This is a genomic window from Pseudomonas sp. NPDC087639 (assembly GCF_044743385.1).
Taxonomy (GTDB): Bacteria; Pseudomonadota; Gammaproteobacteria; order Pseudomonadales; family Pseudomonadaceae; genus Aquipseudomonas.
In genome coordinates, this window is record NZ_JBIUWI010000002.1 from 81,544 (window position 1) to 104,284 (window position 22,741).

The 22,741-nt window shown below is 60.2% G+C and carries 20 protein-coding genes and 1 pseudogene; 9 read left to right on the forward strand and 12 right to left on the reverse strand.

The annotated features are described in order from the left end of the window. Positions 1-27 precede the first annotated feature (27 nt). The 7 genes and pseudogenes from ACIOVB_RS02410 to ACIOVB_RS02440 all read right to left on the reverse strand — a co-directional run bounded on the left by ACIOVB_RS02410 (position 28) and on the right by ACIOVB_RS02440 (position 5,936). Positions 28-996 carry a CDP-6-deoxy-delta-3,4-glucoseen reductase gene (locus ACIOVB_RS02410; protein ID WP_401264499.1) on the reverse strand — a complete coding sequence of 323 codons (969 nt, stop codon included), beginning with the start codon at positions 994-996 and terminating at the stop codon, positions 28-30. Further along, positions 996-2,462 (reverse strand): 4-hydroxy-3-polyprenylbenzoate decarboxylase, encoded by a 1,467-nt coding sequence (gene ubiD, locus ACIOVB_RS02415; RefSeq protein ID WP_187678215.1) that lies wholly within the window; start codon positions 2,460-2,462, stop codon positions 996-998. Before ubiD ends, ACIOVB_RS02410 begins: the two co-directional genes overlap by 1 nt. Before the next feature lie 90 nt (positions 2,463-2,552). Beyond that, complete coding sequence (locus tag ACIOVB_RS02420) at positions 2,553-2,951, reverse strand: SGNH hydrolase domain-containing protein (protein ID WP_401264501.1); 399 nt, start codon at positions 2,949-2,951, stop codon at positions 2,553-2,555. A 32-nt stretch (positions 2,952-2,983) separates the two neighbouring features. Continuing rightward, positions 2,984-3,127, reverse strand: a pseudogene (locus tag ACIOVB_RS02425) (acyltransferase family protein); the annotation flags it as partial. Between the two features lie 141 nt (positions 3,128-3,268). Further along, positions 3,269-4,528, reverse strand: coding sequence for a transcription termination factor Rho (gene rho / locus ACIOVB_RS02430; RefSeq protein WP_042561678.1), 1,260 nt, complete (start codon positions 4,526-4,528; stop codon positions 3,269-3,271). 250 nt (positions 4,529-4,778) lie between these two features. Beyond that, positions 4,779-5,108 (reverse strand): thioredoxin TrxA, encoded by a 330-nt coding sequence (gene trxA / locus ACIOVB_RS02435; RefSeq protein WP_003206727.1) that lies wholly within the window; start codon positions 5,106-5,108, stop codon positions 4,779-4,781. 120 nt (positions 5,109-5,228) lie between these two features. After that, the gene (locus ACIOVB_RS02440; protein ID WP_401264503.1) at positions 5,229-5,936 is read right to left on the reverse strand and encodes a FadR/GntR family transcriptional regulator; all 708 of its coding nucleotides are present in this window, start codon (positions 5,934-5,936) and stop codon (positions 5,229-5,231) included. A 255-nt stretch (positions 5,937-6,191) separates the two neighbouring features. On the opposite strand from ACIOVB_RS02440, the gene ACIOVB_RS02445 reads away from it, so the two are divergent. From ACIOVB_RS02445 to ppx, 5 genes are all read left to right on the forward strand, one after another. Beyond that, positions 6,192-6,977 carry a transporter substrate-binding domain-containing protein gene (locus ACIOVB_RS02445; protein ID WP_401264505.1) on the forward strand — a complete coding sequence of 262 codons (786 nt, stop codon included), beginning with the start codon at positions 6,192-6,194 and terminating at the stop codon, positions 6,975-6,977. Between the two features lie 21 nt (positions 6,978-6,998). Next, the gene (locus tag ACIOVB_RS02450) at positions 6,999-7,667 is read left to right on the forward strand and encodes an amino acid ABC transporter permease (RefSeq protein ID WP_187678219.1); all 669 of its coding nucleotides are present in this window, start codon (positions 6,999-7,001) and stop codon (positions 7,665-7,667) included. After that, positions 7,664-8,314, forward strand: a complete 651-nt coding sequence (locus tag ACIOVB_RS02455; RefSeq protein WP_187678220.1) for an amino acid ABC transporter permease — start codon at positions 7,664-7,666, stop codon at positions 8,312-8,314. The genes ACIOVB_RS02450 and ACIOVB_RS02455 overlap by 4 nt, the downstream gene beginning before the upstream one ends. Continuing rightward, complete coding sequence (locus tag ACIOVB_RS02460) at positions 8,301-9,038, forward strand: amino acid ABC transporter ATP-binding protein (protein WP_401264507.1); 738 nt, start codon at positions 8,301-8,303, stop codon at positions 9,036-9,038. Before ACIOVB_RS02455 ends, ACIOVB_RS02460 begins: the two co-directional genes overlap by 14 nt. A gap of 128 nt (positions 9,039-9,166) precedes the next feature. Next, positions 9,167-10,669, forward strand: coding sequence for an exopolyphosphatase (gene ppx / locus ACIOVB_RS02465; protein ID WP_401264508.1), 1,503 nt, complete (start codon positions 9,167-9,169; stop codon positions 10,667-10,669). Positions 10,670-10,847: 178 nt separating this feature from the next. Here the strand turns inward: ppx and ppk1 are convergent, their stop codons facing one another. Together ppk1 and hemB are read right to left on the reverse strand one after the other, a co-directional pair. Further along, entirely contained in the window at positions 10,848-13,073 is a 2,226-nt protein-coding gene (gene ppk1 / locus ACIOVB_RS02470) for a polyphosphate kinase 1 (protein WP_187678223.1), read from the reverse strand. Between the two features lie 18 nt (positions 13,074-13,091). Further along, a complete protein-coding gene (gene hemB, locus ACIOVB_RS02475) occupies positions 13,092-14,105 on the reverse strand; it encodes a porphobilinogen synthase (protein ID WP_401264511.1) in 1,014 nt (337 codons plus the stop codon). Positions 14,106-14,312: 207 nt separating this feature from the next. Between hemB and ACIOVB_RS02480 the strand changes: the two genes are divergently transcribed. Then, positions 14,313-14,963 carry a DedA family protein gene (locus tag ACIOVB_RS02480; protein WP_401264513.1) on the forward strand — a complete coding sequence of 217 codons (651 nt, stop codon included), beginning with the start codon at positions 14,313-14,315 and terminating at the stop codon, positions 14,961-14,963. On the opposite strand, the gene ACIOVB_RS02485 is transcribed toward ACIOVB_RS02480, so the two are convergent. Continuing rightward, the gene (locus tag ACIOVB_RS02485; RefSeq protein ID WP_401264516.1) at positions 14,944-16,179 is read right to left on the reverse strand and encodes a sterol desaturase family protein; all 1,236 of its coding nucleotides are present in this window, start codon (positions 16,177-16,179) and stop codon (positions 14,944-14,946) included. The genes ACIOVB_RS02480 and ACIOVB_RS02485 overlap by 20 nt on opposite strands. Before the next feature lie 115 nt (positions 16,180-16,294). On the opposite strand from ACIOVB_RS02485, the gene elbB reads away from it, so the two are divergent. Then, positions 16,295-16,963, forward strand: coding sequence for an isoprenoid biosynthesis glyoxalase ElbB (gene elbB / locus ACIOVB_RS02490; RefSeq protein ID WP_401264517.1), 669 nt, complete (start codon positions 16,295-16,297; stop codon positions 16,961-16,963). 66 nt (positions 16,964-17,029) lie between these two features. Here the strand turns inward: elbB and ACIOVB_RS02495 are convergent, their stop codons facing one another. After that, the gene (locus tag ACIOVB_RS02495) at positions 17,030-17,485 is read right to left on the reverse strand and encodes a YaiI/YqxD family protein (protein ID WP_187678228.1); all 456 of its coding nucleotides are present in this window, start codon (positions 17,483-17,485) and stop codon (positions 17,030-17,032) included. A gap of 109 nt (positions 17,486-17,594) precedes the next feature. Further along, positions 17,595-19,490 (reverse strand): FTR1 family protein, encoded by a 1,896-nt coding sequence (locus ACIOVB_RS02500; protein ID WP_401264519.1) that lies wholly within the window; start codon positions 19,488-19,490, stop codon positions 17,595-17,597. A 233-nt stretch (positions 19,491-19,723) separates the two neighbouring features. Between ACIOVB_RS02500 and ACIOVB_RS02505 the strand changes: the two genes are divergently transcribed. Together ACIOVB_RS02505 and ACIOVB_RS02510 are read left to right on the forward strand one after the other, a co-directional pair. Further along, complete coding sequence (locus tag ACIOVB_RS02505) at positions 19,724-21,133, forward strand: COG3014 family protein (protein WP_401264521.1); 1,410 nt, start codon at positions 19,724-19,726, stop codon at positions 21,131-21,133. A 204-nt stretch (positions 21,134-21,337) separates the two neighbouring features. Continuing rightward, complete coding sequence (locus tag ACIOVB_RS02510) at positions 21,338-22,732, forward strand: COG3014 family protein (RefSeq protein ID WP_401264524.1); 1,395 nt, start codon at positions 21,338-21,340, stop codon at positions 22,730-22,732. The last annotated feature ends 9 nt before the right edge of the window (positions 22,733-22,741 follow it).

Genomic DNA, 22,741 nt, shown 5'->3' on the forward strand with positions numbered 1-22,741 from the left:
GGAGTTATAAAGAATCAGCCACGCGGCTCAAGAGCGAGGTGCGTAGGCGAACACGTCGGCGCGCATTTGATGAGCATCCATCCCCGCTTCCACCAGCGCGTCCAACGTGCCGTAGACCATGGCCGGCGAGCCGCTGGCGTAGACGTGCAGAGGTTTGAGATCCGGGAAGTCTTCGCAGACCGCCTCGTGCAGCATCCCGCAACGCCCTTCCCAGCCGCATTGGTCGCTGACGACTTTGTGCAGGAACAGATTGGGCAGCTTCAGCCACTCGTCCCAATGTTCGATGTCATAGAAGTCTTCCGGACGGCGCACACCCCAATACAGATGCACCGGGTGTTTGAAGCCCGCAGCGCGGCAGTGCTCGATCAGGCTGTGAATCTGGCCCATGCCGGTGCCGGCGGCAATCAGCACCAGTGGCCCGTCGGGCAATTCGGCAAGGTGGGTATCGCCGAACGGCAGCTCGACGCGCACCATCGCGTTGCGTTGCAGCTGCTCGATCAGGCTCAGCGCACTGGCTTCGCGCGCCAGCACGTGGATTTCCAGGTCACGTCCACCGTGCGGGGCCGAGGCCATGGAGAACGCCGACTTCTCGCCGCTCTCGCGCTCGATCATCAAATACTGCCCGGCGTGATAGCGCGGAGGTTTACCGGCCGGGGCTCGCAGGCGCACACGCCAGGTGTCGCCACCCACGTCCCGGCATTCGATGACCTGACACGACAGGCTGTGCACCGGCAGTTCTCCCAACGCGAGCACGCCATCCCACAGCAGGATGCAGTCTTCCAGCGGCTCGGCTATGCAAGTGTAGAACTCGCCATGGTCATGCACCTTGCCAGCCTGTTCGACCCGGCCTTCCACCAGCAGCGCCGCACACACGTGGCAATTGCCGTTGCGACAGCTTTGCGGGCAGTCGTAGCCCAGGCGCCGTGCACCATCGAGAATTCGCTCACCGGGCTGTATCTCAAGCACCGCTCCGGAGGGCTGCAGGGTTACACGCATCAATCTATTCCTAACTGATTCCAGATGGCATCGATCCGTTGGGTGACGGCGTCGTCCTTGACGATCACGCGGCCCCACTCGCGAGTGGTTTCGCCCGGCCACTTGTGGGTGGCATCCAGGCCCATTTTCGAACCCAGGCCGGAAATCGGCGAGGCGAAGTCGAGGTAGTCGATCGGCGTGTTATCGATCATCACCGTGTCGCGCTTGGGGTCCATGCGCGTGGTGATGGCCCAGATCACATCGTTCCAGTCCCGAGCGTTGATATCGTCGTCACAGACAATAACGAACTTGGTGTACATGAACTGTCGCAAAAACGACCAGACACCCAGCATCACGCGCTTCGCATGTCCCGGATAAGACTTTTTCATGGTCACGATGGCCATGCGATACGAGCAGCCTTCCGGCGGCAGGTAGAAGTCGGTGATTTCCGGGAACTGCTTCTGCAGAATCGGCACGAACACTTCGTTCAGCGCCACGCCCAATATCGCCGGCTCATCCGGCGGACGGCCGGTGTAGGTGCTGTGGTAGATCGGCTTGATCCGGTGGGTAATGCGCTCGACGGTAAACACCGGGAAGCTGTCAACTTCGTTGTAGTAACCGGTGTGATCGCCGTAAGGGCCTTCATCGGCCATTTCGCCCGGGTGGATCACGCCTTCGAGGATGATCTCGGCAGTGGCCGGCACTTGCAGGTCATTGCCACGGCACTTGACCAGTTCGGTGCGGTTGCCGCGCAAGAGACCGGCGAAAGCGTATTCAGAAAGGCTGTCCGGCACTGGCGTCACAGCGCCAAGGATGGTCGCCGGATCGGCGCCAAGGGCCACGGACACCGGGAACGGCTGGCCCGGGTGCTTCTCGCACCACTCGCGGTAATCCAGCGCGCCGCCACGATGGCTGAGCCAGCGCATGATCACCTTGTTGCGGCCGATCACTTGCTGACGGTAAATGCCGAGGTTCTGCCGCTCTTTGTTCGGACCTTTGGTGACGGTCAGGCCCCAGGTGATCAGCGGGCCGACGTCGCCGGGCCAGCAGGTCTGCACCGGCAGCATGGCCAGATCGACGTCGTCACCTTCGATGACCACTTCCTGGCACACCGCGTCTTTGACGACTTTCGGCGCCATCGAGATGATCTTGCGGAAGATCGGCAGTTTCGACCACGCGTCTTTCAAGCCCTTCGGCGGCTCCGGCTCCTTGAGGAAGGCCAGCAGCTTGCCGATTTCGCGCAGTTCGCTGACCGACTCGGCGCCCATGCCCATGGCCACCCGCTCGGGGGTGCCGAACAGGTTGCCGAGCACCGGGATGTCGTAGCCCGTCGGCTTCTCGAACAGCAGCGCCGGGCCCTTGGCCCGCAGTGTGCGGTCGCACACCTCAGTCATCTCCAGCACCGGCGAGACGGGAATCTGGATGCGTTTCAACTCTCCGCGCTGCTCAAGTTGCTGCACGAAATCCCGAAGATCCTTGAATTTCATTGACGATGGCACCCTCAAAATAGGCGTACATCCTACCTGCTCTGACGGGCAAACAGCAGCCCGTCAGAGCCTGGCATCGCTCAATTTTGACTAGCACCCAACAGCAACGGCGCAAACAACGGGCTCAGTCGGGCGTGGATTGTCTTTGCGATCAAGCAGGAACTGCAGGTCGCCGTCTTCACGACCATAAACGTAAAGGCTCCAGTTCGCTGCCAGCACCACGTCCTTGATTCCCAGGCTGATGACGCGTTCCATATTGCGCTTATTGAAGTCTTTGCACTGCTGGCGCAGCTTGTCATCGATAATCGGCGGGCAACCCGTCAAGCTGTACAGCCACGCCGGCTGGACATTACGACCGGCGTTGCCTTCGATGGCCGGCAACAATGCGGCGGCGTGGCTGTCGCCCCAGAACAACTTTGTCGCCCCACTCTCCGGATCGCCGCCCACCAGACATGACTTGGTCAGCGCCTTGTCTGTGCTCAAGTGCATGCATTTCGACTGCCCGGCGTTCCACTCCCGGGCAGGAAGCCGGAAATGACGAAAAAGACGTCAACCCCGACAAAACCGCCACTGAATGTATTGAAGCCGAAATGAAACAGTACGACGGGGATAACCGCCAATGCCCGTAATCCGTCGATATCACGGCGATTGCCAAACGTATGTATGAAAAACCTTTCTTCTTTTGGATACAAAGTCCCTGAAAGCGCGAAAGTTATCAGCAGCGTCCATTTCAAGCCAGATACAAATAATCCGGCGCAAAAAAAAACGCCCCCTTTCGGGAGCGCTCTTTTTAAACAGCTTTCGTATTACTTGCGCTTCATCGACAAGAAGAACTCATCGTTGGTCTTGGTCGTCTTCAGCTTGTCGATCAGGAACTCGATGGCCGCCACTTCGTCCATCGGGTGCAGCAGCTTGCGCAGGATCCACATGCGCTGCAGTTCGTCATCGGCGGTCAGCAACTCTTCGCGGCGGGTGCCGGAACGGTTGATGTTGATCGCAGGGAACACACGCTTCTCGGCGATCTTGCGATCCAGAGGCAGCTCCATGTTGCCGGTACCCTTGAACTCTTCGTAGATCACTTCGTCCATCTTCGAGCCGGTTTCAACCAGCGCGGTGGCGATGATGGTCAGCGAGCCGCCTTCTTCGATGTTTCGCGCAGCACCGAAGAAACGCTTTGGTTTCTCCAGGGCGTGAGCATCGACACCACCGGTCAGTACCTTGCCGGAGCTCGGGATCACAGTGTTGTAGGCACGGGCCAGACGAGTGATGGAGTCGAGCAGGATCACCACGTCTTTCTTGTGTTCGACCAGGCGTTTGGCCTTCTCGATCACCATTTCGGCAACCTGTACGTGACGGGTCGGCGGCTCGTCGAAGGTCGAGGCAACCACTTCGCCGCGCACGGTGCGCTGCATTTCGGTCACTTCTTCCGGACGTTCGTCGATCAGCAGAACGATCAGGTGAACTTCAGGATTGTTACGGGCGATGTTCGCTGCGATGTTCTGCAGCATGATCGTTTTACCGGCTTTCGGCGGTGCAACGATCAGACCACGCTGGCCTTTGCCGATCGGGGCGCACAGGTCGATCACACGACCGGTCAAGTCTTCGGTGGAACCGTTGCCGGCTTCCATCTTCATGCGCACGGTCGGGAACAGCGGGGTCAGATTCTCGAAGAGAATCTTGTTTTTCGCGTTCTCGGGACGATCGAAGTTGATCGTGTCGACCTTGAGCAGGGCGAAATACCGCTCGCCTTCCTTCGGAGGGCGAATCTTGCCAACGATGGTGTCACCGGTGCGCAAGTTGAAACGGCGGATCTGGCTTGGCGAGACGTAGATATCGTCCGGGCCGGCCAGGTAGGAAGCGTCAGCGGAGCGCAGGAAGCCGAAGCCGTCCTGGAGAATCTCCAGCACGCCATCACCGGAGATTTCCTCGCCGCTTTTAGCGTGCTTTTTCAGCAGGGAGAAAATCACGTCCTGCTTGCGCGAACGGGCCATATTTTCTATGCCCATCTGTTCGGCCAATTCGAGCAGTTCGGTAATCGGCTTTTGCTTGAGTTCAGTCAGATTCATATAGGAATGACGTAATCATTTATGGAGGGGGGGGAAATTAAGCTTTTGGCTTAATGAGGCCGCGCCGCGGAGAAGGCGACAGGATCGCGAACTAATTCGAAAAGGAGTGCGTCGGCGACGGCTAGCAGGGGGCAATGGAGAAACCAGTGCGGGGCCGAATGTACCACCTGAATTTCGGAGCGTCTAGCCCTGAATACGCAAAAAGCCCCGCTGGTTGCGGGGCTTTTTTTCAGGCACTTTACTGCGACGCTTAGATGTTGGCGTCGAGGAAAGCCGCCAGTTGCGACTTCGACAGGGCGCCGACTTTGGTCGCTTCAACGTTGCCGTTCTTGAACAGCATCAGAGTAGGGATACCACGCACGCCGTGCTTGGCCGGGGTTTCCTGGTTCTCGTCGATGTTCAGTTTGGCAACGGTCAGCTTGCCTTTGTAAGTCTCGGCAATCTCGTCCAGAACCGGAGCGATCATTTTGCAAGGGCCGCACCATTCAGCCCAGTAGTCGACCAGTACAGCGCCTTCGGCCTTGAGTACGTCGGCTTCGAAACTAGCGTCGCTAACGTGTTTGATAAGATCGCTGCTCATGGAATTCTCCAGGTTGTAAGCAAAAAAACGTGGCCCATCATATCCGCCCTTCCCCCGTTCAGGAAGCCGCAGATGATTGAGTCTTGCTATGGTGCCCTATGAGTTTGGGTATAGCTCAAGTCACGCCGTGGCGGGGGCGATGAAGGCGATTCCGGTGCGCAACGCAGCGTTGCGCACGTGTTCCTGCATGGCTTTTTGCGCGGCACCGGAGGCTCGACGGGCCAAAGCACGAAGGATCTTGCGGTGTTCCTGCCAGGTTTCCATGGCGCGCTCGGCGCGGATGAACGGTAGTTTCTGGCTTTCCAGAAAGATTTCCGCGCTGGCGGTAAGGATGCTGAGCATCGCCTGATTGCCGCTGGCCAGCAGGATTCGCCGGTGGAATTCGAAATCCAGCTTCGCCGCCGCCTCGAAGTCGCCGGCCTTCAGTTGCTCGCGCATGGCCGCGACGTTGTCTTCCAGCGCATCCAGATCAAACGTGCTCAACGTTACTGCCGCCAGCCCCGCCGCAAAGCCCTCCAGCGCGTAGCGCAATTGAAAGATATCCAGCGGCGACGCCTGCGCTGCGAACGACCAGCCCGGCGCGCTCTCACCGCGCGACAATTCCACCGGCGACTGCACGAAAACACCCTTGCCCGGCTGAATGCTTATCACGCCGAGCGCACTCAACGACGACAACGCTTCACGCAGCGAGGCCCGACTGACGCCCAACTGCAACGCCAGATCCCGTTGCGACGGCAAGGCATCGCCCGCGCCGAAACCTTGTTCGGTGATCAGTTTGCGGATCGCTTGCAGTGCCACTTCGGGTACCGCGCGGGAGATCGAGTTCATGGTTTTTCAGACGCGCCAGGCCAATGTGCGGCTAGTTGTAAAGCTATTCGCCGAGTCCGGCAAGTCGTGCCCCAGCGGGGTTCGGCGATTTCGGCCGATGCGCCATCGCAGTGCGAAAAACAACCTGACTGTTCAGACCAGTAAGACCGAGCAAAACCGCTGAAACCGTGGCCTGCCGAGGCAACCCCACGTATTGGCACGGCCCATGCTCTGTCCGATCGCAGAAATCACTTCCCGTCGATCCGGAGATTGTCCATGACCCAGCGTTACAGCGCCCTCCTCGCTTCCCTGTTTGCCGGCCTGCTGTTGTGCCAAGCCCCCGCCCACGCCGACGGTCTGGACGACGTGGTCAAACGCGGCACGTTGAAAGTCGCCGTGCCTCAGGACTTCCCGCCGTTCGGTTCGGTCGGCCCGGACATGAAACCCCGCGGCCTGGACATCGACACGGCAAAACTGTTGGCCGATCAATTGAAGGTCAAACTCGAACTGACCCCGGTCAACAGCACCAACCGTATTCCGTTTCTGACCACCGGCAAGGTCGACCTGGTGATTTCCAGCCTCGGCAAGAACCCTGAGCGCGAGAAAGTCATCGATTTCTCCCGCGCCTACGCACCGTTCTACCTCGCCGTGTTCGGCCCACCAGACGCTGCGATCACCACCCTCGAAGACCTCAAGGGCAAAACCATCAGCGTCACCCGTGGCGCCATCGAAGACATCGAATTGAGCAAAGTCGCCCCCGAAGGCGTGACCATCAAGCGCTTCGAAGACAACAACTCGACCATCGCCGCCTACCTCGCCGGCCAAGTCGATCTGATCGCCAGCGGTAACGTGGTCATGGTTGCGATCAGCGAGAAGAACCCGAAGCGTGTGCCGGCCCTGAAAGTGAAGCTCAAGGACTCGCCGGTCTATGTCGGCGTAAACAAGAACGAAGCGGCGCTGCTGGCCAAGGTCAACGACATCCTGACCACCGCCAAGGCTGACGGCGCGCTGGAAAAGAACTCACAGACCTGGCTGAAAGAGCCGCTGCCGGCCGATCTCTGATCGACTGCGCGGGAGACCTTCATGGCTTATCAGTTCGATTTCATGCCGGTGGTGCAGAACACCGACCTGCTGTTGCGCGGGGCGCTGTTCACCCTTGAGCTGACGGCCATCGGTGCGGTGCTCGGGGTGGGCGTGGGCATCGTCGGGGCGCTGGTGCGGGCGTGGAACATTCGCCCGTTCTCGGCGATCTTCGGCGTCTACGTCGAGTTGATCCGCAACACGCCGTTTCTGGTGCAATTGTTCTTTATCTTCTTCGGTCTGCCGTCGCTCGGCGTGCAGATTTCCGAGTGGCAGGCGGCGGTGCTGGCGATGGTGATCAACCTCGGCGCGTATTCGACCGAGATCATCCGCGCCGGCATCCAGGCGATTCCCAAAGGACAACTGGAAGCCGCAGCAGCGCTGGCAATGAGTCGCTTCGAGGCGTTCCGCCACGTGGTGCTGCTGCCGGCGCTGGGCAAGGTCTGGCCGGCCCTGAGCAGCCAGATCATCATCGTCATGCTCGGCTCGGCGGTGTGCTCGCAGATCGCCACCGAAGAGTTGAGCTTTGCTGCCAACTTCATTCAGTCGCGCAACTTCCGCGCCTTTGAAACCTATGCGCTGACCACACTGATCTACCTGTGCATGGCGCTACTGATCCGCCAACTGCTCAACTGGCTCGGTCGCCGCTACATCTCCAGGAGCAGCCAATGAGCGACTTCACGTTCTGGGACATCCTGCGCAACCTGCTGATCGGCCTGCAATGGACACTGGCATTGTCGCTGGTGGCGTTTATCGGCGGAGGGCTGGTCGGGCTGCTGATCCTGATCATGCGCATCTCGAAAAACGCCCTGCCGAGCAGCATCGCGCGCACCTGGATCGAGCTGTTCCAGGGTACGCCGCTGCTGATGCAACTGTTTCTGGTGTTCTTCGGCGTGGCGCTGGCCGGGATCGAAATCTCGCCGTGGATGGCGGCAGCGATTGCGCTGACGTTGTTTACCAGCGCTTATCTGGCAGAGATCTGGCGCGGCTGCGTCGAGGCGATTCCCAACGGTCAGTGGGAAGCTTCGTCGAGTCTGGCGCTCAATCCGCTGGAGCAATTGCGCTACGTCATCCTGCCACAGGCCCTGCGCATCGCCGTGGCGCCAACCGTGGGCTTCTCGGTGCAAGTGGTCAAAGGCACCGCTGTGACCTCGATCATCGGCTTCACCGAGCTGACCAAGACCGGCGGCATGCTCGCCAATGCCACGTTTGAACCGTTCATGGTCTATGGCCTCGTCGCCCTCGGCTACTTCCTGCTCTGCTACCCCTTGTCCCTCAGTGCGCGCTACCTGGAAAGGAGACTGCATGCCTCTGCTTAGAATTTCCGCCCTGCATAAATACTACGGCGATCACCACGTACTCAAAGGCATCGACCTCAGCGTCGAAGAAGGCCAGGTGGTGGCGATCATCGGCCGCAGTGGCTCGGGCAAATCGACCCTGCTGCGCACCCTCAATGGTCTGGAGTCGATCAACGACGGGGTGATAGAAGTCGACGGCGAATACCTCGACGCCGCACGCGCCGACTTGCGCAGCTTGCGGCAGAAGGTCGGCATGGTGTTCCAGCAGTTCAACCTGTTCCCGCACCTGACGGTTGGCGAAAACGTGATGCTCGCGCCGCAAGTGGTGCAGAAAGTACCGAAGGCCAAGGCGGCGGAGCTGGCGCGCAAGATGCTTGAGCGTGTGGGGCTGGGCGAGAAGTTTGATGCCTTTCCGGATCGGCTGTCCGGCGGGCAGCAGCAACGGGTGGCGATTGCCCGGGCTTTGGCGATGTCACCGAAAGTGCTGCTGTGCGACGAGATCACCTCGGCGCTGGACCCGGAACTGGTCAACGAGGTTCTCAGCGTGGTTCGTCAATTGGCCAGGGAGGGCATGACGCTGATCATGGTCACCCACGAAATGCGTTTTGCCCGCGAGGTGGGGGATAAGTTGGTGTTCATGCATCACGGCAAGGTGCATGAGGTGGGGGACCCGAAGGTGTTGTTTGCCAATCCGCAGACGCCGGAGCTGGCGAATTTTATTGGGACCGTTGAAGCCGCCGGTTAACGATCATTCCCACGCTCCGCGTGGGAATGCAGCCCGGGTGCTCTGGATCAAGGCTTTGAGCTCTGCGCGTTGGCGCCAGCGTTTGATCGTGGCACGATGTCGGGGTTATCGACCGAGACCCCCTGACCATGCCGCAATCCCAAGCCAAGAATCTGTCCCTGATCGCCGCAATCGACCTGGGCTCGAACAGCTTTCACATGGTCGTGGCCAAGGCCCAGAACGGCGAGATCCGTATTCTCGAGCGCCTCGGCGAGAAGGTTCAACTGGCCGCCGGCATCGACGATGAGCGCAAGCTCAACGAAGAATCGATGCAACGTGGCCTCGATTGCCTCAAGCGTTTTGCCCAACTGATCAACGGTATGCCGCTGGGCGCCGTGCGCATCGTCGGCACCAACGCCCTGCGCGAAGCGCGCAACCGCCTCGAATTCATCCATCGCGCCGAAGAAATCCTCGGCCATCCGGTGGAAGTCATCTCCGGCCGTGAAGAAGCGCGCCTGATTTATCTCGGCGTTTCGCATACCCTCGCCGACACCCCTGGCAAACGTCTGGTCGCCGACATCGGCGGCGGCAGTACCGAGTTCATCATCGGTCAGCGCTTCGAACCACTGCTGCGCGAAAGCCTGCAAATGGGCTGCGTCAGCTTCACCCAGCGCTACTTCAAGGACGGCAAGATCACCCCGGCCCGTTATGCTCAGGCGTACACGGCGGCGCGGCTGGAGATCATGAGCATCGAACACGCCCTGCATCGCCTGACCTGGGATGAAGCCATCGGCTCCTCGGGCACCATCCGCGCCATCGGTCTGGCGCTGAAGGCCGGCGGGCATGGCACAGGTGAAGTGAATGCTGAAGGCCTTGCGTGGCTCAAGCGTCGACTGTTCAAGCTCGGCGATGTCGACAAAATCGACTTCGACGGCATCAAGCCCGACCGTCGGGCAATCTTCCCGGCCGGTCTGGCGATTCTCGAAGCGATTTTCGACGCGCTCGAACTGCAACGCATGGATCACTGCGAAGGCGCCCTGCGAGAAGGCGTGCTCTACGACCTGCTGGGTCGCCATCACCATGAAGACGTGCGCGAACGCACCCTGACCTCGCTAATGGAGCGCTACCACGTCGACCTGGAACAAGCGGCGCGGGTTGAACGCAAAGCCCTGCACGCCTTCGATCAGGTGGCCGTGGACTGGGAACTGGATGACGGTATCTGGCGCGAACTGCTGGGCTGGGCGGCGAAAGTGCACGAAGTCGGCCTCGACATCGCCCACTATCACTACCACAAGCACGGCGCCTACCTGATCGAACACTCGGATCTGGCCGGGTTCTCACGCGAAGACCAGCAAATGCTCGCCCTGCTGGTTCGCGGCCATCGCCGCAATATTCCCAAGGACAAATTCGCCGATTTTGGCGAAGACGGCGACAAGCTGATCCGCCTGTGCGTACTGCTGCGCTTTGCGATCCTGTTCCACCACATCCGCGGCACCCAGGCGATGCCGCAAGTGGTGCTGCATGCCAAGGGCGACAACCTTGATGTGGAGTTCCCCGAGAATTGGCTGGATGAGAATCAGCTGACTCAAGCGGATTTCGGCCTCGAAGCCGATTGGCTGATGCGGGTTGGCATCGCCCTCACCGTTCACTGATCACCCTGTGGCGAGGGGATTTATCCCCGATGGGCTGCGGAGCAGTCCCAGCATTCTTGGCGAAAAAGACCGGGGCCGCTTCGCGCCCCATCGGGGATAAATCCCCTCACCACGAATGACTGCATGCAGGTACAAAAAAGGCGATCCCATGGGATCGCCTTTTTTATTGGGCTGAAGGTCAGCTGCTCACCGGCAAAATCGGGCTACCCAACCGCTCCAGCAACGTCGCCTGCGCACTGCGCGGGTTCTGATTACCGGTTGGTGTGTTACGGATGTAACGGCCATCCGATTGCAGGCTCCAGCTGTGGGTGTTGTCGGTCAGGTACAGCTCCAGCTCCTTCTTCACACGGGTCAGCAGCTTCTTGCCTTCCACCGGGAAGCAAGTCTCGACGCGCTTGTCGAGGTTGCGCTCCATCCAGTCGGCGCTGGAGAGGAACATCTGCTCCTCGCCGCCGTTGAGGAAATAGAACACTCGGGTGTGTTCCAGGAATCGACCAATGATCGAGCGCACATGAATGTTGTGCGAAACCCCGGCAATGCCCGGCCGCAGGCAGCACATGCCACGCACCACCAGATCGATACGCACGCCGGATTGGCTGGCCTTGTACAGCGCGCGGATGATCTTCGGATCGGTCAGCGAGTTGAACTTGGCGATGATGTGCGCCGGTTTGCCTTCGACGGCGAACTGGGTTTCGCGGGCAATCATGTCGAGCATGCCCTTCTTCAGGGTGAACGGCGCATGCAACAGCTTCTTCATGCGCAGCGTCTTGCCCATGCCGATCAACTGACTGAACAGTTTGCCGACGTCTTCGCACAAGGCGTCGTCGGAGGTCAGCAGGCTGTAGTCGGTGTAGAGCTTGGCGTTGCCGGCGTGGTAGTTACCGGTGCCGAGGTGCGCGTAACGCACGATCTCGCCCTGTTCGCGACGCAGAATAAGCATCATCTTGGCGTGGGTCTTGAAGCCGACCACGCCGTAGATCACCACTGCCCCGGCCGCTTGCAGACGGCTGGCCAGTTGCAGGTTGGACTCTTCGTCGAAGCGCGCCCGCAGCTCGATGACCGCCGTCACTTCCTTGCCGTTACGCGCGGCATCCACCAGCGCATCGACGATTTCCGAGTTGGCGCCGGAGCGATACAGCGTCTGGCGCACGGCCAGAACATGCGGGTCTTTCGCGGCTTGACGCAGCAGATCGACCACCGGGGTGAACGACTCGAACGGGTGCAGCAGCAAAATATCCTGCTTGCTCACCACGCTGAAAATGTTCTCGCTGTTTTGCAGCAGTTTCGGGATCTGCGGGGTGAACGGCGTGTATTGCAGCTCCGGATGGCTGTCCAGGCCGGTGATGCTGAACAGTCGCGTCAAGTTGACCGGGCCGTTGACCTGATACAGCTCGGTCTCGCTGAGGTTGAACTGCTTGAGCAGATAGTCCGAGAGGTGTTTCGGGCAGGTGTCGGCGACTTCCAGACGCACCGCATCACCGTAGCGACGCGAGAACAACTCGCCACGCAGAGCGCGGGCCAAGTCTTCGACGTCTTCGGAATCGAGCGCCAGGTCGGCGTTTCGGGTCAGACGGAACTGGTAGCAGCCCTTGACCTTCATGCCTTGGAACAGGTCATCGGCGTGGGCGTGGATCATCGACGACAGGAACACATAGTTGTCGCCAGCGCCGCCGACTTCTTCCGGCACCTTGATGATGCGCGGCAGCAGGCGCGGTGCCGGGATGATCGCCAGACCGGAGTCGCGACCGAAGGCGTCGATACCTTCGAGTTCAACGATGAAGTTCAGGCTCTTGTTCACCAGCAACGGGAACGGGTGCGTCGGGTCGAGGCCGATCGGGGTGATGATCGGCGCGATCTCGTCGCGGAAATAACGACGAACCCAGGTCTTGAGCTTGGTCGTCCAGTTGCGGCGACGGATGAAGCGCACCTGATGCTTTTCCAGCTCTGGCAGCAGGATGTCGTTGAGGATCGCGTACTGGCGATCAACGTGACCGTGGACCAGTTCGCTGATCCGCGCCAGCGCTTGATGCGGTTGCAGACCATCGGCACCGGCCTGTTCACGGGCAAAGGTGATTTGCTTTTTCAGGCCGGCAACGCGGATTTCGAAGAATTCGTCGAGGTTGCTGGAGAAGATCAGCAGGAACTTCAGCCGCTCCAGCAACGGATAGGACTCGTCCAGCGCCTGTTCCAGCACGCGGATGTTGAACTGCAGTTGCGAGAGCTCACGGTGGATGTACAGGCTGCTGTCATCCAGGCCTGGAATCGCAATCGCCGGCACCGCCGCAGCGGGTTCGGTGACCGGCGCAGGTGGTGCAGGCTCCAGCTCCGGCGGAGTTTCGGTGATTTGTTCCACCACCGGCTGAGCTTCTTTTACTGCAACTTCAGTGAGTCCTTCGGTATTCATTGAATGTTCCTGGGAGGGCTATTTCTGCTCTCGTAACAATTGAGCGGCGCGGACAGCAAAATAAGTCAGGATGCCATCAGCACCGGCACGTTTAAAGGCGGTCAGTGATTCGAGAATCACCGCCTCGCTCAACCAGCCATTCTGGATCGCCGCCATGTGCATGGCGTATTCGCCGCTAACCTGATAGACGAAGGTCGGCACCTTGAAGGCATCTTTTACCCGGAAAAGAATGTCCAGGTACGGCATGCCCGGCTTGACCATGACCATGTCCGCGCCTTCAGACAAGTCCGCGCCGACTTCGTGCAGCGCTTCTTCGCTGTTGGCCGGGTCCATCTGATAAGAAGCCTTGTTCGCCTTGCCAAGGTTCGAGGCCGAACCCACGGCATCGCGGAAAGGCCCGTAATAGGCGCTGGCGTACTTGGCCGAGTAGGCCATGATCCGCACGTTGACGTGGCCGGCGATTTCCAGCGCTTCGCGGATCGCCTGAATGCGCCCGTCCATCATGTCCGACGGGGCAACGACCTGAGCGCCGGCCTCGGCGTGGGACAGCGCCTGGCGCACGAGCGCATCGACGGTGATGTCGTTCTGTACGTAGCCTTCCTCGTCGAGAATGCCGTCCTGACCGTGGGTGGTGAACGGGTCGAGCGCGACGTCGGTGATCACGCCCAGTTCCGGGAAGCGATCACGCAGGGCGCGAGTGGCGCGCTGGGCGATGCCTTCGGGATTCCAGGCTTCGGCGGCGTCGAGGGATTTGAGTTCTGCAGGCGTGACCGGGAACAATGCCAGCGCCGGAATCCCCAGTTCGACCCACTTGGCGGCTTCTTCAAGCAGCAAATCGATGGTCAAGCGCTCTACACCCGGCATCGAAGCCACGGCTTCGCGGCGGTTTTCACCGTCGAGCACGAAGACGGGCAGGATCAGGTCGTCGACCGTCAGTACATTTTCCCGCACCAGCCGACGCGAAAAATCATCACGGCGATTGCGACGCAGGCGGGTGGCGGGGAACAAACGGTTGGCAGGGGTAAAGCTCACGGCAGACTCCTGAGCCCGCGCAAACGGGCGAGCGTGACAGTTATAGACGGCCATTATGACGAACAGATTACAGTTGTGCGCACCCCGTGACATGTAGCCGCATTCCATTGTCTGTGTAGGAAATGTTCACGTCGAGACACATTTGGACACTTTCCTGAATGTGTTTGAAGGGTTAGGCTGCGCGTTCATTTCGCCAGCACCCAGACAATGCTCCAACAATTTCTGCATGACTTCGGCTACTTTGCCCTTTTTCTCGGCACGTTCTTCGAAGGCGAAACCATCCTGGTGCTCGCGGGTTTCCTCGCGTTTCGCGGATACATGGATATCAACCTGGTCGTGGTCGTGGCGTTCTTCGGCAGTTATGCCGGCGATCAGTTGTGGTACTTCCTGGGGCGCAAGCACGGGCGCAAATTGCTTGCACGCAAACCGCGCTGGCAATTGATGGGCGACCGGGCGCTGGAGCACATCCGTAAGCATCCGGACATCTGGGTTCTGAGTTTCCGCTTCGTTTATGGGTTGCGCACGGTGATGCCCGTGGCGATCGGCTTGTCGGGTTATCCACCGGGACGTTACCTGCTGCTGAACGGTATCGGCGCAGCGATCTGGGCCACCGCACTGGCTGCTGCCGCTTACCATTTCGGCGCTGTGCTCGAAGGCATGCTCGGCAGCATCAAGAAATACGAGCTGTGGGTACTCGGCGCGTTGCTGGTGCTGGGTGTTGGCCTGTGGCTGCGCCGCCGCTTCAAGAATGCCCGTTTGGCGAAGCAGGTTTACGCCGACGAGCAGGCAGCGAAAGCCGCGCACTTGCATCAGATCGAGCAGGCCAAAGTCGCCGACCCTAAGACGCCAAACGAGTAATTCGCTGGCGAACGCCATACAGCCCGATGCCACTGAGCAGGCTGTAACCGAGCAAGCCAGCCCAGGCCACCGGGCTGGCCGGCCATAGCCCGACCAGCGGCGCCAGCCACACCAGCGGCAGATTCGACGCCAACCGCAACAGCTCGACCTTCAGCGCCCACGGGCGATTCTCCAGGGCCACGCCCAACGCAAACAGACCGAACGCCACCGCCCCCCAACCGAGCACCAGCGCGGCGCTAGGCAGAGTGGTTTCCAGATTCATCAGGTAACTTCCCAGCGCGATATAGACGCAGAATTGCGCCGCCACGTACCACTGCTGTCGGCTCTCGAGCGGTATGTCGAATTTGCGAAACCGGGTCAGGTCCGGCTTGTTCAGCGGGTACTTCGCCGCCACATCCGCCGGACGCCAACCGGTGCGCATAAACCAGATCCGCAGCTTGTCCCACATGCTCTCCGTGCGCCGCGCGTCATCCCACAACTGCGCATAAAACTGCAGGTTGGCCCACAACGGATTCCAGCTCGCCAATGGCGTGGTCACGCCGAAAATCACCGGTTCGTTGTCGTCCTCTTCCTGGAACGAGCCAAACAGCCGATCCCAAATAATGAACACCCCGCCGTAGTTGCGATCCATGTAGAGAGCGTTCTGTGCATGGTGAGCCCGATGATTGGATGGCGTGACGAAGAACCATTCGAACCAGCCAAGCTTGGGAATGTGCTGGGTGTGCACCCAAAACTGATAGAGCAGATTCAGCGCCGCAACGCTGACGAACACCAGCAGCGGCACGCCAAGTACGGCCATCGGCAGGTAGAAGATCCAGCTCAGCAGAAATCCGGTGCTGGTCTGGCGCAACGCCGTCGAGAGGTTGTACTCCTCGCTCTGGTGATGCACCGAATGCGCCGCCCAGAGGATGTTGCGTTCATGGCCCATGCGGTGCAGCCAGTAATAGCAGAAGTCATAGAGAATGAAAGCGAACACCCAGACCCAGAGGCTCTGCGCCGGCAGCCTGAGCAACGCCAGATGTTCCAGGGCAAAGGCATAGGTCACAAGGCCGACGCCTTTGGTCAGCAGCCCGGTAGTGGTCGACAGCACACCGGTGCTGATGCTGTTCACCGCATCAGCCAGGCGATAGTGGCTGACCCCGCGCCAACGGTCGGCGATCAGCTCCACCACAATCAAAACAAAGAAAAACGGCACCGCATACAGAATGAAGTTCATGACGTGTTCCGAGCCAATTCCATGCAACAGATCGTAGGCCTGAGCGCGAATTTACCCTATGGCAACGCGCGACAAATTAGTGGACATTTAGCGCCATGAAACTGGAGAGAAACCCATGAGCAAAAAAGTTGCAGTGATCCTGTCCGGCAGTGGCGTTTACGACGGAGCAGAAATCCAGGAAAGCGTCATCACCCTGCTACGCCTTGATCAACGCGGCGCGCAGGTACAGTGCTTCGCCCCGAACATTGCGCAATTGCATGTAATCAATCACCTGACCGGCGACGAAATGCCCGAGTCGCGCAACGTGCTGGTGGAGTCGGCGCGCATCGCCCGGGGCAACATCAAGGACATTCGTGAGGCCGACGTCGACGACTTCGATGCGCTGATCGTGCCGGGTGGCTTTGGGGCGGCGAAGAACCTGTCGAACTTCGCCATCGAAGGCGCCGGCTGCACCGTGCAGCCAGACGTTCTGGCCCTGGCCGAAGCGTTTGCCGAAGCAGGCAAACCAGTGGGGCTGATCTGCATCTCGCCGGCACTCGCGGCAAAGATCTACGGCCCGGGCGTGACCTGCACCATCGGCAACGATGCCGACACCGCCACCGCGATGAACAAGATGGGCGCCACCCACGAAGAGTGCGCAGTGACCGACATCATCGAAGACAAGGCACGCAAACTGGTGACGACCCCGGCTTATATGCTGGCGCAGAACATCAGTGAAGCGGCTTCGGGGATTAACAAACTGGTCGACCGCGTCCTTGAGTTGACTCACGAGAACGACGCCTGATCCGATCATGCTGAAGAGCTTTTGTGGTGAGGGGATTTATCCCCTCACCACAGATATTCGGATGAATCAGGATTGGCGTGAAAGACGGGTGAGGATTCGGTCCAGCGCATTGGCAAACGCCTGCTTCTCGCGCTCGCCAAACGGCGCCGGGCCGCCGCTCATCTGGCCTTGTTCACGCAGATCGGTGAACAGATTGCGCACGGCCAGGCGCTCGCCCATGTTCTGCGCATCGAACTCTTTGCCTCGCGGATCAAGCGCCGCCACACCCTTTTTCACCAACCGATCGGCCAGCGGAATATCGCTGCAGATCACCAGCTCACCGGGCACGGCGTGCTCGACCAGATAATCGTCCGCCGCATCCGGGCCGCTGGGCACCACGATCAACTTGACGATGGCCAGCCCCGGTTTGGTCTGCGGCTGCCCCGCCACCAGCACCACTTCGAACTGGCGCTTGAGCGCGAACTTCACCACCAGATCCTTCGCCGCCCGTGGACAGGCGTCGGCATCGATCCATACACGCATGTTGTTTTCCTCAATTCAAAAAGCATCGCGGGCAAGCCCGCTCCCACAAGGTTAACGCTAAACCTGTGGGAGCGTGGCTTGCCCGCGAATGTGAGCGCAGCGAATGTCGTTAGGCGGCGACTCGCTTCTTCTCAGCCAGCCGACTACGGCTATACAGCACGATGATCGCCACAATCGCCACTGCCTGGGCCGTCAGCGAATAGGCATCGGCATGAATCCCCAGCCAGTCGAAATCGAAGAACGCCACCGGCCGCGTGCCGAAAATCCCCGCTTCCTGCAACGCCTTCACGCCATGCCCGGCAAACACCACCGACAGCGCGCACAGCAGCGCGGCGTTGATGCTGAAGAACAGCGTCAGCGGCAGTTTGGCCGACCCGCGCAGGATCACCCAGGCCAGACCGACCAGCAACACAAGCGCCGTCGCACCGCCTGCCAATACCGCGTTGTGTCCGGCAGGACCGGCCTGCAACCACAGGGTTTCGTAGAACAGGATCACTTCGAACAGCTCGCGATACACCGAGAAGAACGCCAGGATCGCGAAGCCAAAACGCCCGCCACCGCCGACCAGACTGCTCTTGATGTAATCCTGCCAGGCTGCTGCGTGACGGCGGTCGTGCATCCACACACCGAGCCACAACACCATCACACTGGCGAACAGCGCCGTAGCGCCCTCGAGCAATTCACGCTGCGAGCCGCTGACATCGATCACATACGCCGCCAGCGCCCAAGTCCCCAGGCCGGCCAGCAACGCCAGGCCCCAACCAACGTTAACGCTGCGCACCGCCGATTGCTGACCGGTGTTGCGCAGGAACGCGAGGATCGCCGCCAGCACCAGAATCGCTTCCAGGCCTTCGCGCAGCAAAATCAGCAGACCGGAGATAAAGCTCAGCGACCAGCTCAAACCATCGCTGCCGAGCAGACCGGCGGATTCCTTGAGTTTGGCCTTGGCCGCGTCCAGACGCTGTTCGGCCTGGGCCACCGGTAACCCGTCCTGCAACGACTGCCGATAAGCCATCAGGGATTTTTCAGTGTCCTTGCGCACATTCGCGTCGACGTTATCCAGCGAACTCTCGACCAGTTCGAAGCCTTCCAGATACGCCGCCACCGACAGGTCGTAAGCCTGATCGTGGTCGCCAGCGCGGTAAGCCGCGAGGCTCTTGTCCAGCGTTGCAGCGGTGTAGTCGAGCAACTGCGCCGGGCCACGCTTGACCTGCGGCGGCTGCGCACGCTGGGCACGGAACGTGGCGGCGGCTTGCGCGCCTTCGGCAATTTGCACTTCGGCCGGGGTCTGGCGGGCCAGATCGGCGATGTTGTAGGTCTGCCCGGATTTGGCTGCCGAGGCATTGGCGCTGAGCCCGGCGACGTATGTCGCCATGTCCCAGCGCTGGCGATCATCCAGTTGATCGGCAAACGACGGCATATCGGTGCCTTCGACACCTTGACCGAGGGTGCTGTAGATCGCGTAGAGGCTCAGGTGATCCAGACGGGCGGCGTCGCGCAGGTTGGCCGGGGGCGGTGTCAGGCCGACACCGGCCGGGCCATCGCCCGCACCGGTTTCACCGTGGCACACCGAGCAGTGCTGGGCGAAGAGTGGCGCGGCCCGCGCCGGATCGGGCGTGATGACCGGCGCCTGGCTGACCTCATAGGCCACGGCCAGTTTCGCCCCCAGTTGCCGCGCCTGACGGGCAACTTCCGCGCCGTCCTGCCGAGCGGTGACCGCCGCGCGCAAGGCAATCACACCTTGCTCCAGCCCGGCCTTTTCCGGTTTCGCTGGCAAATCCGCGATCAGCCCCTGCAACACCTGAATGAACTCCAGTTGCTCGCGGTATTCGGAGTCGTCGACGACCTTGCCCGCTTCCACCGTCGGCGGATAGTCGGCACTGATGTAATCGAGCATGTGCAGCGCTTGCGGCGCGCCTTCCACCGTATCGGCCAACAGGTTTGAGCAACTCAGGGCGCACAACGGGAACAACAGCCAGGCCAGAAAACGGGACGGCGCAGTCATGAACGAATCTCAATTGGTAATACGAAGTAACACATTGTTCACTTCCAATGAGATTCCCTCAAGCTTTGTCAGCGCGGCGGTCGTTTTTTTCAGCGTAACGGTGCAGCTTTTGTCCGGTAATGTGCGTGCATGAACTCGACGAACACCTGCACCTTGAGTGCGACATGCCGGGGCAAACAGCCCTTATACTGCGTCACCTCCCGCCCTTGCCGTTCAAGGAAGAACCTGTCTCCATGCGCCGTAGCCTGCCGTTTTTTCTGTTGTTCAGCGCCCTCATGCAACTGAACGGTTGCGCCGCTTACCGCGATTACGATGCAGAGATGCAGCAGACCATCGATCAGATGGCGGCGGGCAATCTCAACGAAGCGCTCTACCTGATGGAGCTGAATAATCCCTGGGAAGACAAGGATCTGCTGTATTACCTGGAAAGAGGCGCCATTCTCAGCGCCGGCACGGCCCTGCCAAAAAGTCAGGAAGCCTGGCGCGCGGCTGACCGGATGATTTTCCAGCGCGAAGAGGCCGATCCCTCCGCAGGCATGAAGCTGCTGGCCCGGTTCGGCAATGAAATGGGCACCATGCTGGTCAACGACAAGCTGTTGCGCTACGAAGGTTACGACTACGAAAAAGTCATGCTGACCACCGAGATGGCCCTCAACCAACTGGCGGAAAACGATTTCGACGGTGCCCGCGCCGACATCAAAAAGACCCACGAGCGCGAAACCCTGATTGCCCGCCAGCGGGAACGGCAATACGAAGAAGCTGAAGAACAGGCCAAAAGCCAAGGGATCACGTTGCGTTACAAGGATCTGCAAGGCTATCCGGTCACTGTCCTCGACGCCCCGCAAGTGGTTGAACTGAAGAACGGCTATCAGAGTGCATTCAGCCATTACCTGGCGGGCTTCACCTATGAAGCGTTGGGCGAACGCACGCTCGCGGCACCGGGTTATCGCCAGGCCATTGAGTTACGCCCGGGCGTACCGTTTCTCGAGAAAGCCTTGCGCAACCTGGACAAGCCCGCGCCGACAGCGGATGAAAGCGAGATCCTGGTCGTTGTCCAGGCCGGTTTCGCGCCGGTGCGCAGTTCGGTGCAAGTGCCGATCCCGGTGCGGCTGAACGAAAACCTGACGATTGTCGCGCCGATCTCGTTTCCGGTGATGGTGCCCGATACGATCACACCGCCTGTTCCGAGTGTGCTCGTCGACGGAAAACAATACCCATTGACGATGATCAACAGCGTTACTGACATGGCCATGCGTACTTTGCGCGATGACATGCCGGCGATCATCTCTCGCGCCATGTTCCGCGCCAACATGGCCGCCATCAGTCAGGCTCAAAAGAATGAACGCGATCCGGCCAAGGCTTCGCTGGTGGTTACTGAACACGATCCTTTCGAAGAGGCGGATACGCGCACCTGGCGCACCCTTCCGGACAAAACCCTGGTCGCCCGTCTACGCCTGAAAAAAGGTCTGCATCGCGTGAGCTTCCCGTACTTGCGCGCAGCGGACGGGTTCACCGTGCGTGTCGACCAGAACCATCAGGTGTTCAACCTGCGGGTATTCATGGGCGTGACCTACTACGTGGGGTCTTCGCTGGTGCTACCCGAAGTACCAGAGCCTGCTAACGCTGGCAGTCCCGGGCAGTAATGGCACCTAACTAACCGATGCAATTAAAAAGCTATTACATAGCCACTAGCACCCGCTTATAATGCCGCGCCCTCGCTATCGCGATGCGGCATAAAAGCTCCTCTGGTTATGAGGAATTGGCAGGAGGCCAACGCCACTGTCGATGGGTCACACCAGCCCGACCAGCATCCGCGGCTGTAGTTACTCCAGGGAAGAAGTACCCCCATGGCATTCCGCGCCCCCACTCTGATTGCGCTCAGCGCCGTCACTCTGCTGTCCGGCTGTTCGGCGTTTCGCAACTACGACTCCGAGCTGGCCCAGACCAACCAGCAACTGGCTTCCGGCAATGTCGATGCCGCGCTGACCCTGCTGGAAAAGAACAACACCAGCGCCGACAAAGACCTGCTCTATTACTTCGAGAAAGGTGAACTGCTGCGCGCCAAGGGCGACTTGTCCGGCAGCCAGAACGCCTGGACCAGCGCCGACCAGGTGGTGGGTCAGTGGGAAGACGCGGTCAAGCTCGACACCGGCAAATACCTGGCCCAGTTCGGCAGCTTCATCGTCAACGACAAGGTTCGCCGCTACGAAGGCTACGACTACGAAAAAGTCATGCTGACCACGCAAATGGCCCTGAACCTGCTGGCGGTCAATGACTTCGACGGCGCGCGCACTGCGATCAAGAAGACTCACGAACGCGAAGCGGTGATCGCCGACCTGCGCGACAAGGAATACCTCAAGAGCGAGGAAGAGGCCGAGAAAGAAGGCATCAAGACTCAGTACAAGGATCTGCAGGGCTATCCGGTCGCCAGCCTCGATGCGCCGGAAGTGGTCGGCCTGAAGAACAGCTACCAGAGTGCGTTCAGCCATTACCTGGCCGGTTTCGTTTACGAAGCCCTTGGCGAAAAAGACCTGGCTGCACCGGGCTACCGCAAGGCCGCAGAACTGCGCCCGAACACGCCGCTGCTGGAACAGGCGCTGGTCAACCTCGACAAGCCGACCAAGAGCGATGACAGCGACATCCTGATCGTGGTGCAAAGCGGTCTGGCGCCGTCCCGCGATTCGATTCGCGTGCCACTGCCGCTGCCAATCTCCAACAACGTGGTGATCACGCCGCTGTCGTTCCCGATCATCAAGCCTGACACCTCCACCGCGCCGTTCGCGCAGATCGGTGTCGACGGCCAGCAAGTCAACCTGACCGGCCTCAACAGCACCACCGCCATGTCTCGCCGCGCCCTGCGCGACGACATGCCGGGGATTATCCTGCGCACCACCGTGCGCGCGATCACCAAAGGCGTGGCGCAGAAGCAGATCAACGAAACCAATCCACTGGCCGGTCTGGCCGTGGGTATCTCTTCAGCTGTGCTCGAAGGTGCCGATACCCGTACGTGGCGCACGCTGCCGGACAACACCCAGGTGGTGCGTCTGCGCTTGAAGAAAGGTGAACACCAAGTCACTCTGCCGAGCGCTGTGGGCGGTTCGGTGGTCAAGGTCACCGTCGATCAGCGTTATCAGGTGATCAGCCTGCGTGCCGTGGGCAATCAGGTGTTTGCTGGCGGTCTCGCCGCCCACGTGATCCCGAGCGCCGCTGCGACCAACGTCGCCAGCCTCAAACAACCTTAAGAACGGAGT